The sequence below is a fragment of the Elusimicrobiota bacterium genome, from assembly GCA_026388075.1.
GTDB lineage: Bacteria > Elusimicrobiota > Endomicrobiia > Endomicrobiales > JAPLKN01 > JAPLKN01.
Window position 1 is genome coordinate 1 of the sequence record JAPLKN010000118.1, and the last position, 15,399, is coordinate 15,399.

The 15,399-nt window shown below is 39.7% G+C and carries 10 protein-coding genes; all 10 read left to right on the plus strand.

All coding sequences use genetic code 11. From position 1 onward, the window contains the following. On the plus strand, positions 1–2,203 hold a 2,203-nt coding region (locus NT145_06230; protein ID MCX5782284.1), incomplete at its 5' end, for a hypothetical protein. A 451-nt stretch (positions 2,204–2,654) separates the two neighbouring features. Beyond that, positions 2,655–4,169, plus strand: a complete 1,515-nt coding sequence (gene mnmE, locus NT145_06235; GenBank protein ID MCX5782285.1) for a tRNA uridine-5-carboxymethylaminomethyl(34) synthesis GTPase MnmE — start codon at positions 2,655–2,657, stop codon at positions 4,167–4,169. A gap of 165 nt (positions 4,170–4,334) precedes the next feature. Further along, complete coding sequence (gene rsmA / locus NT145_06240) at positions 4,335–5,108, plus strand: 16S rRNA (adenine(1518)-N(6)/adenine(1519)-N(6))-dimethyltransferase RsmA (protein MCX5782286.1); 774 nt, start codon at positions 4,335–4,337, stop codon at positions 5,106–5,108. A gap of 104 nt (positions 5,109–5,212) precedes the next feature. Beyond that, entirely contained in the window at positions 5,213–6,577 is a 1,365-nt protein-coding gene (dnaA, locus tag NT145_06245; protein ID MCX5782287.1) for a chromosomal replication initiator protein DnaA, read from the plus strand. A 217-nt stretch (positions 6,578–6,794) separates the two neighbouring features. After that, the gene (gene dnaN / locus NT145_06250; GenBank protein MCX5782288.1) at positions 6,795–7,901 is read left to right on the plus strand and encodes a DNA polymerase III subunit beta; all 1,107 of its coding nucleotides are present in this window, start codon (positions 6,795–6,797) and stop codon (positions 7,899–7,901) included. Positions 7,902–8,047: 146 nt separating this feature from the next. After that, positions 8,048–8,332: a DciA family protein gene (locus NT145_06255; protein ID MCX5782289.1), complete on the plus strand. Its 285-nt coding sequence runs from the start codon at positions 8,048–8,050 to the stop codon at positions 8,330–8,332. Positions 8,333–8,349: 17 nt separating this feature from the next. Then, positions 8,350–10,803: a DNA topoisomerase (ATP-hydrolyzing) subunit B gene (gyrB, locus tag NT145_06260; protein ID MCX5782290.1), complete on the plus strand. Its 2,454-nt coding sequence runs from the start codon at positions 8,350–8,352 to the stop codon at positions 10,801–10,803. 144 nt (positions 10,804–10,947) lie between these two features. Then, on the plus strand, positions 10,948–13,485 hold the full coding sequence (gene gyrA, locus NT145_06265; GenBank protein MCX5782291.1) for a DNA gyrase subunit A: 2,538 nt from the start codon (positions 10,948–10,950) through the stop codon (positions 13,483–13,485). 119 nt (positions 13,486–13,604) lie between these two features. Beyond that, a complete protein-coding gene (gene folD / locus NT145_06270) occupies positions 13,605–14,465 on the plus strand; it encodes a bifunctional methylenetetrahydrofolate dehydrogenase/methenyltetrahydrofolate cyclohydrolase FolD (GenBank protein ID MCX5782292.1) in 861 nt (286 codons plus the stop codon). A gap of 25 nt (positions 14,466–14,490) precedes the next feature. Then, positions 14,491–15,285: a hypothetical protein gene (locus NT145_06275; protein MCX5782293.1), complete on the plus strand. Its 795-nt coding sequence runs from the start codon at positions 14,491–14,493 to the stop codon at positions 15,283–15,285. Positions 15,286–15,399: the final 114 nt, after the last annotated feature.

Below are 15,399 nucleotides of genomic sequence, written 5' to 3' on the forward strand. Positions count from 1 at the left end.
CCAAAAAAGAGAAGAGGCTGAAGATCTTGGTCTTGAATTTGGGGCTGGGAAAACAATTTTTTATAAAACAAACCCCCAATCAATTATTTCCGGGAAAATACCTGCAGAGCTCACTGAATTAGTAATAAAACCTGGCAGGGAAGCAATTAATAATACCAGAAACCCGCTTGATCGTTCGCCTTTAAAAAGAAAATATATAGCGGTATCCGGCAACCTTGGTAAAGATGTGGATTTCATCTTAGAATCAGGGCTTAATGCTGTCTCAATAGAAAGTATGCCTGAAGAAACAAATAAAGAAAATTTGAAAACGCTTTTCAATAAAGTTGAATTTAACGGCACAAACATAACTGTTTATTGGGCAGCCTATAAAACCAAAAATAACAAAATATTGATAAAACTTTTTTACGATGCTCCTCTTGACCAAAGGATACCCGCCAGGATAGTTGACGAAATTAATAAAAATCCCGTAATACAGCACCAACTGCACATGCCCGATAAAATCGCAGTTTATATAACTGATTCCTACAGTTACGGCGAAGAAATTTCGGATATTTTAATCAATGTTTTAACGGTTGTTAAAAACCCTTTAGAAGAAAGCTCGGTGGTCAAAAATAGCAAATTTTGGGACCTGGAAACCAATAAACTGAACCTTTATGAAATATCGGATCTTTATACCAGATTGGCAGAAAGACTGCGTGTTACAAATGCCGCAAAAATACCGGCTTGCTTAGTTACCGTACGAAATATCGTTTCGTTAAATATTGAAAGCATTAGAAAGTTTAAGGGACTTGGTTTTGACACCATCGTTTTGGATACCCAAATTACAGGCGCCGAAGCGCCTAACAAAGATTTAAGAAAAAGTGTTTTTGAATGGATTAAATCCTGCGACATGATGGCTATAGCAAAAATTAGTTATGTTGAAGGCGAAGATATTTTTAAGAAAATAGATGATGTTATTTCTGCCGGCTGCGACGGCATAAGGCTGGATCTGCAGGAATTAGGAACCAATATTGAAAAAATAAAAGAGGTTTTGGCCCGCGCGACAAAATCAAGGCCGAATATTCACATCGGGGTTATTTTCTCAAAAGACCTCGGCGATGATAAGGTTGACGCGATAATTAATAATTACAAAAATGTTTTGGCCGCTCAAATATTTTCCGTAATTGATATTGAGCAAGGAAAAAAACCGAGACGGGGCTCCTGGCTGATAGTAAACGATTCTTTGACCGAAGAAGATGTTGACTACACAATTGACGCCTCTAAACAAAAAGCGCAAGGGCTGCTTATTGAATCTGCTCAGAAAGCGAATGTTATAGACATAAGCGAGGATTTTCTTGGCCAGCTTCAAGGAGAAGAGACATTATTTGAACTGTCAAACTTCTTAACTCAAATATTTGATGCGGTTAAAAACGCAAACTCTAGATACCAGTACAGCTTAGGATTTAACAACGCCTTAACAAAAAAAGGTGAAGAAATATTTGCCGACAGCAATAGAAAAGAAATGCTTTTAATCGCCAAAGAATACCGCACAAATGAATATCTTAAGGATTCAAATTTTGTTTCCAGGCTTTTAAAATGCATGGAGAATATGGGCGTTGCTTGCCGCGCTGAAAAAATATTGGCAGATTATAAGGACAAAGGATACGATTTGAATAACAAAACAGATTCTTTCAAAAAAGCCGAAGAAAAAGCTGCGGTTTCTTACCTTATCGGCCATATTATGGGAAAAATAAAAGTTCTAGCTGAAAAATACTTATCAACGCCGTTTGATAAAGAGGATAAGAATGCCCTTTTTATAGAAGCAGTGACAGGGATTTTAATATTTAGCACGGATATTCCTGAAGAAAACTCCATTTCTGCCATATATGGAACAGTGATGAAAAACAATAACAATTTGGAAACGCGCGTCCTGAAAAGAGAAATAGCGAGCACTATTACAAAGCTTGAGCGGATGAGAAAAGATAGAAATATTTCTTCTTTAAAATTCTATTCCGAGATGGATACAGCCATTAAAGCTCTCGCTGATGAATTAAAGTCTCCTTCTATTGAAAAGGGATCGCCTAGTTACATGCTCGTCCTTTCAGGAATACTAAAACTACTTGACGCTTTTGCCGAAAGAAAAATTTCTTTCCTTGACGCTTTAGAAAAAACCACCAAAACTATCCTTCCCGAAGCCATAAAAGCCATCCAAATGGCAAGCTAGTACGAGAATTCTTTTCCGGGATCGGTCCCGGAACGGAATTCGGACTATCGCAGCGGAAGCTGGCAACCTTTCTTTCCAAACCCGGTTAATCACTTCGACAGCTCGATAGCTCGACTGCACTCGCTACTCACTGCTCAGTGCCGAACCGGGTTTGATGGGCGGCTATTTTCTTCCGATTAGACCCCGCCAAAGGGAATAATGGATTGCTTCGTCACTATGTTCCTCGCAAAGACACCCTAAAAACACTTTTTCAGTAATCTTCCGGAACGGTCGTTTTTGCTTGTTATAATTTTCCTAAATTTATAGAATCATTTTATCCTGTGGAAAGTTTAAAAAAAATAATTAAAGAAATCGGCCTTTAATGACCCCCGACTATTGATTCATTTATTTTAAATATTGTTTTGTTTTTTTATCTACGAACTATGAACTCTGAACTAATCACTTCTTTTTTATGAAATATTCTCTTGATGATACTATTGCAGCAATTTCTACGCCTCAAGGAATTGGGGGAATAGGAATAGTCCGGTTAAGCGGAATAAAATCTATTGAAATCGCGGAAACTATTTTTAAATCCACTTTTCATAAAACACTTCTTGATCTTCCTACACACACAACACACCACGGATGGATAAAAACAAACAGCGAATTTATAGACGAGGTTATGGTTACCATTCTTAAAAAACCTCATTCTTATACCGGCGAAGATACGATAGAAATTTCTGCCCACGGCGGGCCGGTTGTTTTGGGAAAAATATTAGACCTTTGCATTGAAAAAGGCGCAAGGCCTGCAGAAAAGGGGGAATTTACTTTTCGGGCATTTATAAAAGGGAAAATGGATCTTGCAAAAGCCGAATCAGTCGCTGAGCTGATATGCTCAAAAACCGAATCTGCGGCTAAAGCATCCGCTAATCAGCTTAAAGGAATTCTTTCAAAAAAAGTTGAAGCCTGGCGGAAAAAGTTAGTTGAAATACTTTCTAAAGTTGAGGCCGCTTTAGACCATACAGAAGAAAACATTCAATTTATTCAAAAAGATGAACTTAAAAACACCCTTTCTCTTCTTTTGGAAGAAGTTTCAGATATCTTAAAAACTGCCGACAAGGGTAAACTCCTGCGGGACGGATTAAAAATTTCAATAATAGGAAAGCCTAATTCCGGGAAATCTTCCCTGTTAAACGCTCTTCTTGAACGCGAAAGAGCCATCGTAACCGATATTCCCGGCACGACCCGAGATATTTTGGAAGAATCTCTTGAACTGAAAGGAATTCCTCTGGTTATAGTTGATACCGCAGGAATTCGAGCACATGCTCAGGATATAGTTGAAAAAATCGGCCAAGAAAAAACTAAAGAAGCTGCGCTTTCGTCAGATATAATCCTTTTTATTTTAGACTCTTCTGTTTCATTTTCAGACGAAGATAAGCAAATAGCCGATTTACTGACGGATAACTCGCTGATTGAAAAAACCATTTTTGTTTGGAATAAAACAGACTTGCCGCTTAAAATTAATAGTGAAGAAATTTTAAAACTTTTGCCGAATAAACTGCCAAATGTTCGCCCCGTTAGAGAAAACGAGCGCTTCACGAATAAAAATGGCGGCATTGCATTTTCTTCTAACAGCATGATTTCAATCCAGCAACGGGAATCTGCGACCTTCTCTAACGGGGTAAAAATTTCTGCTGTCAAAAGAACAGGCCTTGATTCCTTGGAAGACGCGATTGTTTCTTTCGCGCATTTAGAAAAAGAGCAAAAAAATACTCCACTGCTAATAACCTTGCGGCATAAAAATGTTTTAGAAAGGGCTTCTAAAGATTTAAAAGAGGCGCTTGAAGCATCCCAAAGAAACGAAAGCGAAGAATTTATTGCCTTCCATATAAGGAATTCTCTCAATATTCTTGGCGAAATTACCGGAGAAACCGTAACGGAAGAAATTCTAGACAATATTTTCTCAAAATTCTGTATAGGAAAGTGAGGCAGTGTTAAGGGGTAAGGAAAACCAGCAGTAAGTGGTAAGACGCTTCGCTCTAAGGATTAGGTTAAAGACGCAAAAAAGATTTTGCAGTTAACTTATCACTTATCACTTAAAGCTGTTCAAAAAACTTACTTCTTACCGCTTATCCCTTACCGCTGATATAAAATGAGACGGAAATTCGGACAAAACTTTCTTGTTGACAAAAATATAGCCAGAAAAATCGTCGATTCTGCCGAACTTTCTTTGAATGATACCGTTATTGAAATCGGGCCGGGGAAAGGAATTCTAACGGAAGTTATAGCGCCTCGAGTAAAAGAGCTTATCGCGGTTGAAATAGATAGAAAGCTTTCAGAAAACCTTAAAACAAAATATTCTTCATACCCTAACACAAAAATCATTAATGAAAATTTTCTGAGTTTTGCCTTGCCCAAGGGCGCTCATTTTAAAATTGTGGCAAACCTTCCTTACAATATTGCAACCGCTATACTTCAAAAAATTCTTCCTTCTCCTTTCTGGGATACTGCCGTAGTTATGGTTCAAAAAGAGGTCGGGGAAAGAATTGCCGCAAAGCCCGGAGGCAAAATTTACGGGGCGTTTTCAATTTTTTGCCAGTATTTTGCTCAAATAAAAATTCTTTTCAAAGTTGGCCCGAAATGTTTCCTGCCTTCACCTAGAGTTGATTCGGTTGTGCTTTCGCTTTCTAATATTTTTCCTAAGAATATAAATAGCGGCCTTTTCAGGCTAGTTAATCTTTGTTTCCAGCAAAGAAGAAAGATTATTTTGAACTCTTTATCAAACGGTTTCGATATACGAAAAGAAGAAATTTTGAAAATTTTGCAGGAAATTAATATTGATCCGAATATAAGGCCCGAATATCTCGATTTAAAAAGTTTTGAGGGCTTGACTTATGCTTTTAAAAAATATAATATTCTGAAGTAGTGGATTTTAAAGAAAGATAAAATATAGCAAAAGAATAACACTAAATACATAAAAAAGATGTTGGGGATAACTTATCCACAGCTGTGGATATTTTTGGTGATACTATGAATAAAAATGTTGAAGAAGTATGGTCTTCGGTTGTGGAAAACTTGAGGAAAACCATGGTTGAAGATTCTTTCAACCTCTGGATTCAGCCGCTTAAGGCGGTTTCTTTTACTGACAGCAAGTTAAGAATTCAGGTTCCAAACAAATATTTTTCCGATTGGATAAAGACTCACCAGCAGGAAACCATAGAAAAAATCATAAAAGAATTCACGAACGAAGATATAAAACTTGATTTTGAGGAAATGCAGGATCTTACCTCTATTTTAAAAAGAGTGGAAGACATTGAAGAACCCGCAGTTCCTGCGCCGACGGTTACAATTACGCACGAACAGCAGTTCAGCTCTAAATATACCTTTGACCGTTTTGTGGTCGGCCCTTCAAACCGGTTTGCTCACGGTTCTTGCGAGGCCGTTGCAAAAGCGCCCGGGAAACAGTTCAACCCTTTATTTATATACGGCGGAGTGGGGCTTGGCAAAACTCACCTTTTGCATGCGATAGGAAACTTCATAAGAAAAAACAGCCCGGCGCTGCGTGTCATGTATGTTACAAGCGAAAAATTTATCAATGAGTTCATAGATTCCTTAAGGTATGAAAAGCCCGCGACTTTCAGAAATAAATACAGAAATGTTGACTGCCTTTTAATTGACGATATACAGTTTCTGATTGAAAAACAAAGATCCCAGGAAGAATTTTTTTACACATTCAACACTTTATACGATTCGCGCAAACAAATTGTAATTACTTCAGACCGCTCTCCTAAAGAACTTCCAAATCTTGAGCCCCGTTTAATTTCCCGTTTTGAATGGGGTGTTGTTGCCGATATTATGGCGCCGGATCTTGAAACAAGGATAGCGATCTTAAGGAAAAAAGCCGAAGAGGAACATCTCTATATTCCGGACGATGTAATACTATATATTGCAACCCATGTAAAATCCAATATTCGCGAGCTTGAAGGTTCTTTGCTTAGAATTACGGCTTTTTCAGCTTTTACAGGAACGCCTTTAACCGTAGATTCTGTTCAAAAAATTCTGAAAGATATTGTGAGCCCCCCGGAAGACGCTGCCCCGATAACCATAGATAAAATACAGCATGTCGTCGCAAAACATTTTAATCTGGACTTAAAAGATATGAAATCAAAACGCCGCACAGACGCCGTAGCTTTTCCCAGGCAAATCGCCATGTATCTTGCAAGAACGCTGACAGATGAGTTTTCTACAAACGATATCGGCGAAGCCTTCGGCGGAAAAGACCATACGACCGTTATGCACGCCTGCAACAAAATAAAAGCCAAGATGTCTACGGACCCGTATTTCGTTGCCAAGATAAACCAAATAAGCAAAGAAATACGCGAAGGAAAAGAATAGTATAAATATTTCTAAAATACCCTTTTTGGTTGAAGAAAGGTTTTAAAACTTGCGTAGTGGAAAACTTTTAGTTCTTATCAACATTAATTAAGACTTTAACTAAATAAAGAAATTTGTTTTAAAACCAAAAAGATTTTTAGATAATAAAAGTTCTACACATTATACATAACATTATTACGATTACTACTGTTCTTTATTCTAAGAAAGGAGAAAGAAGATGAAAATAATTTGTGGAAAAGAGGAACTCTTAAAAGGAGCCCAGCTTGTACAGACTATTGTTGCGCCAAGAAGCACACTTCCGATTCTTTCAAATTTTCTTCTTGAAGCAGAAGGAAATAAGATAAGACTATCTTCAACTGACCTTGAGGTGGGAGTTTCCTGTTATATAAAAGGAGAAATAGTCAAAGAGGGAAGTATTACAATACCTGCCAAAAGATTCACTGATATAGTAAAAGAATTACCGGAAGAAACCAATATTGAAATGCGTTCTGATGATATAAATCAAGTAAGTATTAAATGCGGAAATTCCCGTTTCAGCTTGATGGGCCTGCCTAAGGCCGATTATCCGGTACTGCCCGATTTCCCAAAAGAGAAAGTACTAAAAATTGCAAAAGAAACTCTTAAAACAATGCTGAGAAGAACGGCGTTTTCTGTTTCAAACGATGAGTCAAGATATATTTTAAACGGAACATACTTTAATGTTGAAAACGGTATTGCAAAAATGGTTGCAACGGACGGAAGAAGGCTTGCCTATATTTCCCGCGAACTGCCGGACAAGAAAATAACTATGGCCGTAGTAATTCCGGCGAAAGCGATAAATGAAATTCAAAAAATACTTTCCTTAGATGAAACCTCCTCTGATGTAAAAATGGGGGTAACAGAAAACCAGGTTGCATTCCAGATAGGCGATGTTTTGCTTACTTCTCGTCTAATAGAAGGAACTTTTCCGAACTACGAACAGGTGATACCGAAGAAAAATGAGGCCCAGATAAAATTAAATGCGAAGGAAGCGCTTTCCGCGGTAAAACAGATGTCTCTTTTAGCGATTGATAAGACTTCTTCAATAAAATTCCTTTTCGGAAAAGGCACTTTAAGAGTATCGGCTTCTGCGCAAGGCCTGGGCGAAGGCGAAGTTGAAATGATTACAAATTATAACGGCGAAAACCTTGAAATTGCGTTTAACCCGTCTTTTTTAATGGATATACTTAAAAATGTTGATGATGAGCAGGTTTATTTTGAGTTATCAAACGCGCTTACGCCTGCATTAATAACGCCGACAAAGGATAAGAATTATCTCTGCGTAGTTATGCCTATGAGGATATGAAGCTCAATAAGTTTGAATTGTAGTTTTCTTAATTGTCATTGCGAAATCCGCCGAAGCACATTCTACTATTTGCTGCGGTAGATGAAGGCAGGACATTCCTCGACTTATTCAGATTTATCAAGACGGTTTTTTGCGAAGGTGGATAAATGCCTTTTAGTTCCTCAAGCGATATTATTTCGTTAATTAAAAAACAGCTTGGCTTGGATGAAAAAACATTTTCTGTTATGAAAGCTTGGGACAAAGAATTTGCCCCGATATTCAGCTATGCCGAGCTGGTCGGGCTTCAAAAAGGCGAACTGATAATTGAAGTTTTGTCCAGCGTTCATTTTCAGGAGCTGGCTTTAAGAAGAAATGAGATCATAAACAAAATAAACCAGTACGCAGGGAAAGAAAAAGTTGTTAAAGGTATTAAAATCAAGCTTAAGAATTGATGCGGAGGAATAGTTAAATGGCAAAAAATGCAGCCAACGAAGCAGTAAAAGATTCCTATGATGCGTCTAAAATACAGGTTTTGGAGGGCTTGGACGCGGTTAGAAAACGTCCTGCGATGTATGTCGGCTCAACAGGTTCGGCAGGGCTGCACCATTTAGTATATGAAGCGGTAGACAATTCAATAGACGAAGTTTTAGCGGGATTTTGCAAAAACATAGACGTGATTATTCATCCGGACAATTCCGTTACGGTATTAGATGACGGGCGGGGAATACCCGTTGACCCGCATCCTAAATTTAAAAATATGTCTGCCCTTGAAGTTGTTATGACAAAACTGCACGCGGGCGGAAAATTTGACCATAACGCATATAAGGTTTCCGGCGGCTTGCACGGCGTAGGAATATCTGTTGTAAATGCCTTGTCGGAGACATTAAAAGTTGAAGTATACAGGGACGGGAAAATATATTTTCAGGAGTATGACAGGGGAAAACCTAAAGACGGGCTAAAAGCAATAGGAAAAAGCGATGACCGGGGCACAAAGGTAACATTTAAGCCCGATGCGGAGATTTTTGAGGACACAAAATATTCATTTGATATTTTGTCAAACCGTTTGAGGGAACTGGCATTTCTTAACGCGGGCACCCATATAACAATTATAGACGAAAGAGAAGACAAAGAACACACCTTTGACTACGAAGGAGGACTAAACACTTTTGTCAGATACTTAAATGCCAACAAAACGGCGCTGCATAACCAGCCCATATATTTCTGCAAAGAAAAAGATAATAACGTAGTTGAAGTAGCAATGCAGTATAACGATTCTTACAATGAGCAAATTTTTACCTTTGTAAACAATATCAACACAATTGAAGGCGGAACCCATCTTTCGGGTTTTCGTTCGGCTTTGACTAGGGTTGTAAACGACTATATCAAGAAAAATGAGGTTTCAAAAAATAAAGATATGTCCCTTTCAGGCGAAGATGTCAGAGAGGGTTTAACTGCGGTGATTTCTATTAAAGTGCCCAATCCCCAGTTTGAGGGACAGACTAAAACTAAACTGGGAAATTCTGATGTTGAAGGAATAGTAAAATCGGTTGTCGGCGACGCGTTAGGAGCATTTTTAGAAGAAAATCCGGCCATTTCAAATAAAATTTTAGAAAAAGCAATTACGGCGGCAGAAGCAAGAGAAGCTGCGCGGAAAGCAAGAGAACTTACAAGAAGGAAGGGCGCGCTTGATTCGGCTTCTTTGCCGGGAAAACTTGCGGATTGTTCCGAGCGGGACCCTGAAAAGTGCGAGCTTTTCATAGTGGAAGGCGATTCGGCCGGCGGCTCGGCAAAACAAGGCAGGGACCGCGGATTTCAGGCAATACTGCCTTTAAAAGGTAAAATATTAAACGTTGAAAAGGCCCGCCTGACAAAAATGCTTACAAACGACGAAATCCGGACAATGATAACGGCGGTAGGAACGGGCATAGGCCAGGAAGAATTTGACATTGCCAAGGCAAGATACAATAAAGTCATTATTATGACTGATGCGGATGTGGACGGAGCGCATATAAGAACCCTTCTTTTGACTTTTTTCTATCGGCAAATGACGCCTTTGATTGAAAGAGGATATGTTTATATTGCTCAGCCGCCGTTATATAAAGTAAAGAAAAACAAAAAAGAAATGTATTTGCATTCCGATGAGGCGCTGGACAAGTTTTTGTTTTCCGAAGGCATGGAAGGGCTTAAATTTTATATCCTTGAAAACGGAAAAGAAACCCTGGAGTTTGATGAAAAAAAACTGGGGCAGATATTGAGTTATTTGACCGAGCTGGACAATCTTACCAAAAAACTTCAGAAAAAAGGGATCGCGTGGAAAGATTACCTGAAATTTAAAGAAAGCGGGAAATTGCCCCTTTATAGAATAGATGAGCCTGAAAATGCGAAACCAAGATATATTTATTCTGACAAAGAATGGAAAGAATTCAAAAATGAGTTTGCAAAGAAAAGGCAGGCTCAGGTTGAGCAATCAGGAGAACTCCCGCTGGAAATTACCGTTGAAGATATGGGCTCGGTCGTGAAAGATCTGTGGGAACTGCCAAGGGCAGACGTGCTTGCAAAAAAATTGGAAGCGTTCGGGATAAATATAGCCATTTACGGAATAGTTTCAGAAAAACCTATATATCGCTTAAAATCCGAAACAGATTTATTTGATTTAAAAAGCTCAAAAGAACTTATTGAAAAAATCAAGGAATTCGGAAGGAAAGGCTCAGCCATACAAAGGTATAAAGGGTTAGGAGAAATGAATCCCGAACAGCTTTGGGAAACTACCATGTCGCCTGAAAAAAGAAAGCTTTTACAAGTAAAACTTGAAGATACTGTTGAAGCGGATAGAATGTTTACAACGCTTATGGGCGATAAAGTTGAGCCGAGAAGATTGTTTATTGAAACCCATGCTTTAGATGTAACGAACCTTGACATTTAATAACAGGGTTAAGGGATAAGCGGTAAGGGGTAAGTTTAATACAAAAGCAAAAACTCTAGCGAGGGATCAGAAACTAGCAGTCATTAAAAGTTTTTACTGGTCCCTGGTATCTGGTAACATTTTAAAAAACGGAGAATTCTAAAAATGGCAGAAAACACTAGCGAAAATCCCCAAGACCCTAAAGATCCCAAAAAGGCTGAAAGCGAAAAGCCGGCTAACCCCAACATAATTCCGAGAAATATTGAAGACGAGATGAAAACCTCTTACATCGATTACGCGATGAGCGTAATTGTCGGAAGAGCTCTTCCCGACGTTAGAGACGGGCTAAAACCGGTTCACAGAAGAATTCTGTTTGCGATGAAAGAGATGGGCTTAAGGCACTCAAGCTCTTACAAGAAATCAGCCAGGGTTGTGGGAGACGTTCTGGGCAAATACCATCCCCACGGCGATACGGCGGTTTATGATTCTATGGTGCGTATGGTTCAGGACTTTTCTTTAAGGTACCCTTTGCTGGACGGGCAAGGGAATTTCGGCAGTGTTGACGGAGATTCTCCCGCCGCAATGAGATACACCGAAGTAAGGATGGACTCAATATCTGACGATGTTTTGGCAGACATAGACAAAGAAACGGTAGATTTCGTTCCAAACTATGACGGCTCTATGGTTGAGCCCGTGGTCCTTCCTTCAAAAGTTCCCAACCTTTTAGTTAACGGTTCCTCGGGTATTGCGGTAGGCATGGCAACAAACATTCCGACCCACAACCTTACAGAAATCGCAGACGCTGCCATCGCAGTTATAGATAATCCGGAGATACAAATTTCAGAGTTATTAAAAATTGTAAAAGGCCCCGATTTTCCTACGGGAGGAATAATACACGGAAGAAAAGGGATACGTTCTTATATGGAAACCGGCCGCGGATCGGTTATGATCAGGGCAAAGGTTGAAATAGAAGAAACTAAAGGGAACAAAGAAACGATTATTATCCGCGAGCGTCCTTATCAGGTGAACAAGGCCCAGCTTATTATGAACATGGCCGATCTTGTCAGGGATAAAAAACTTGACGGGATATCGGACTTAAGGGATGAGTCGGACCGTGACGGAATGCGCGTGGTTATTGAGGTCAAGCGCGATTCTAATGCCCAGATAGTTTTAAATCAGCTTTTCAATCACACCCAGATGCAGAGCTCGTTCGGCGTTATCATGCTTGCCCTTGTGGGAAACAAGCCCCGGGTCCTAAACATTAAAGAAATGCTGGATTTTTTTATCGGGCACAGAAAAGAGGTAGTTGTGCGAAGGGCCAGGTTTGAACTTGCGAAAGCGGAGGCAAGGGCCCATATTCTTGAGGGATTAAAGATTGCCCTGGAAAATCTGGACGCCATAGTAAAAACTATCAGAGAATCAAAAGATACGGATACCGCACGGATTAATTTAATAACAAAATTCAAGCTTTCTAAAAACCAGGCGCAGGCAATACTTGACATGAAATTGCAGCAGCTTACAGGGCTTGAACGGAAAAAAATTGAAGACGAATATCTTGAACTTATAAAAACAATAGAGAAGTTAAAATCAATACTTGCCAGCCCTAAAGAAGTTTTAGGAATAATAAAAGATGAAATTTTGGAAATAAAGGAAAAATACGGCGATGCCCGAAGGACAAAAATTGCTGCGGAAGCGGAAGATCTTGAAATGGAAGACCTTATACAGGAGGAAGATGTCGCGGTAACTCTTTCGCACGCCGGATACATTAAAAGAATTCCCGTTACAACTTATCGGGCCCAGAGGCGCGGAGGAAAAGGGGTAACAGGCATGACAACAAGAGAAGAGGATTTTGTTGAAAGCCTGTTTGTAACCAGCACGCATTCTTACATGCTTTTCTTTACAACCAAAGGGCGGATTTACTGGACAAGGGTTTATGAAATTCCCGAAGGCGGAAGAGCGTCAAAAGGCAAGGCAATAGTTAACTTGCTGCAGCTTTCATCGCCCGAAGAAAGCATTACCGCGGCAATACCCATAAGATCTTTTGAAGAAGAAAAAGCGACAAATCTTATGATGTGCACAAAAGACGGCACAGTAAAAAAGATTGCTTTAGAAGAGTTTGCCAATCCCAGAAAGGGCGGAATTATCGCCATAGGGCTTGACCCCGGAGACGTCCTGATAGAAGTTAAACATTTGGACGACAACCCTGAGATTGTTATGGCGACAAAAGGCGGTATCGCGATACGGTTTGATCAAAAAGATGTCCGTCCTATAGGCAGATCAGGAAAAGGGGTGCGGGGAATAAGGCTTGAAAAAGGGGACGAAGTCATCGGAATGGAAGTTTTAAAGCCTGAAGATGTTTTTCTTACCGCAACGGTAACCGGGTACGGCAAGCGTACGGAGGTAGGTAAATATAGGCTTCAATCGCGCGGCGGGCACGGCGTTATCAATATGAAAACAAATGAGCGAAACGGAAATGTGATAGGCATAAAAAAGGCGAACGACGGCGATGAAATAATGCTGATGACCGAAAAAGGAATAACAATACGGCTTCCCGTTAAAGACGTTTCAATAATCGGGCGAAACGTCCAAGGGGTGCGGCTCGTGCGTCTTGACGAAGGGGACAAGCTTGCCGCGATAGCAACAGTAGTTAAAGAAGAAAACGGTGAAAATGGAAACGGTAATGGCGGAGAAACTAAAACATAAACTGCGTTCACGAGTTTATGTGTTCACGTGTTCATGAGTTAAAAGAACTTAAAAGCCTCTAACTCGTCAACTTGTAGACTTGTGAACTTATGAACGCCTTTATTATTTAAGGAGAAAGGATGCAAATAATAGACGGCAAAAAAATATCGGCTGAAATAAGGGCAGAACTTAAGGCCAAGGTTTCTAAACTTAAGGAAAAAGGAACCGAACCGGGGCTGGCTGCAATACTGGTTGGGGATGATCCGGCAAGCCATGTTTATGTCGCATCAAAAATTAAGGCATGCGAAGCCCTCGGAATAAAATCGTTCCATCACAAACTGCCGTCATCAACAAAAGAGGAAGAAGTTTTGGAATTAATATGCGTCCTAAATAATGATTCCCGGGTTAACGGGATACTTCTTCAGCTGCCACTGCCTTTAGGAATCAATCCCGACAGATGTTTAGAAGAAATAAGCCCGGAAAAAGATGTTGACGGGCTTACCCCAATAAGCATGGGAAGGCTTTTTAGCCTTAAAAGATTTGAGGAGATAGAAAAAAATAAACTTTTTGTTCCGTGTACGCCGTTAGGAGTAATATTTCTTCTTAAAAAATACAATATTCCAATTGAGGGAAAAAATGCCGTTGTCTTAGGGCGGTCAAACCTTGTCGGAAAACCTCTTGCGATGCTTTTTCTTTCAAATAATGCCACGGTAACAATGGCCCATTCGCAAACCAGAGATGTTCCTGAAATATGCCGTAAAGCAGACATATTGGTCGCCGCAATAGGACAGCCGCAATTTGTTAAAAAAGAGTTTGTTAAAGAAGGGGCTGCGGTAATTGATGTTGGGATTAACCGCGAAGATTCGGGCCTTTCAGGTGACGTTGACTTTGATTCCGTAAAAGAGGTGGCCGGGTTCATTACCCCGGTTCCCGGCGGTGTAGGCCCCATGACGATAACAATGCTGATGCATAACACCGTTTTAGCCAGCATAAAATACTAAACTCATTTTAAATTCAGGATAACCAATGAAACTAGTTTTTTTCGTCAATATTCTCGTTCCCTTATTTGCCGGGCTGGTCTATCTTGTTTTAATCCTTGAGCTAAACAGGGTAAGAAAAATACGAAAGATTATGTTCGGCGAGATGGGATACAAGAAAATGTTTTTTGCATTTCTTTTGCTGGGAATATATCTTGTAACGAGGCCGCTTCAAAATCTTATAGGCCCGCATCCCTGGCCGATGCTTATAAACTGTCTTCGCCAGTCTTTTCTTATGGCATTTATTGCCCCTTCAATTTTGGTTGGGATATTTCACTGGATACCCGACGAAAAAAATCCGACTAAAGCCATATTTTATGCATCATATATTTCGGGAATTCTTATGGCTCTGATTTTTGTTATGGTCAATTTCATGGCGGTTGACGGGTCAAAACTGCTGGGCGAATTTAACGGCATAAGGATGTATGACCCTGCCTGGTTTTCTAAAGGGTACCAGAAGAACGAATTGGTTTTTATTCATCTTATTTCCCAATTTATTTCACCGGTAGGATTTCTTTTTCTTGCGTCCGCATATGTAAGGCATAAAAGGCATAATTACGATTTAGGGCACATTTACGACCAGATGATACTCAAATGGAAATATCTTGAAGGCGGGCTTTTAGTTTTTGCCGGATCTTTTATACTTGCAGGCTTTGCAGCTTTTTTTGGCCAGTATTATACCTATCTTTGGGCGATATATTTTATAGGAGCGATTATCGCCGGAATACTTGAGCTTAGAGGAATTCAAATCCCGCCGCGTTCCAACCCCGCAGACCTAAGGTAATAGCAATTGGTGCCAGGCTTTACTTATTTAACTTATTGTTATATTATTAACTGCCATGCCTAGAAAACCAAGAATTCATGCTCTGGGGATACTCTACCATGTTTTATCAAGAGG

Coding starts and splice junctions, on each gene's coding strand:
- folD (MCX5782292.1), top strand. CDS start 13,605: ATGCAAATAATAGACGGCAAAAAAATATCGGCTGAAATAAGGGCAGAA.
- rsmA (MCX5782286.1), top strand. CDS start 4,335: ATGAGACGGAAATTCGGACAAAACTTTCTTGTTGACAAAAATATAGCC.
- NT145_06255 (MCX5782289.1), top strand. CDS start 8,048: ATGCCTTTTAGTTCCTCAAGCGATATTATTTCGTTAATTAAAAAACAG.
- dnaN (MCX5782288.1), top strand. CDS start 6,795: ATGAAAATAATTTGTGGAAAAGAGGAACTCTTAAAAGGAGCCCAGCTT.
- gyrA (MCX5782291.1), top strand. CDS start 10,948: ATGGCAGAAAACACTAGCGAAAATCCCCAAGACCCTAAAGATCCCAAA.
- gyrB (MCX5782290.1), top strand. CDS start 8,350: ATGGCAAAAAATGCAGCCAACGAAGCAGTAAAAGATTCCTATGATGCG.
- dnaA (MCX5782287.1), top strand. CDS start 5,213: ATGAATAAAAATGTTGAAGAAGTATGGTCTTCGGTTGTGGAAAACTTG.
- mnmE (MCX5782285.1), top strand. CDS start 2,655: ATGAAATATTCTCTTGATGATACTATTGCAGCAATTTCTACGCCTCAA.
- NT145_06275 (MCX5782293.1), top strand. CDS start 14,491: ATGAAACTAGTTTTTTTCGTCAATATTCTCGTTCCCTTATTTGCCGGG.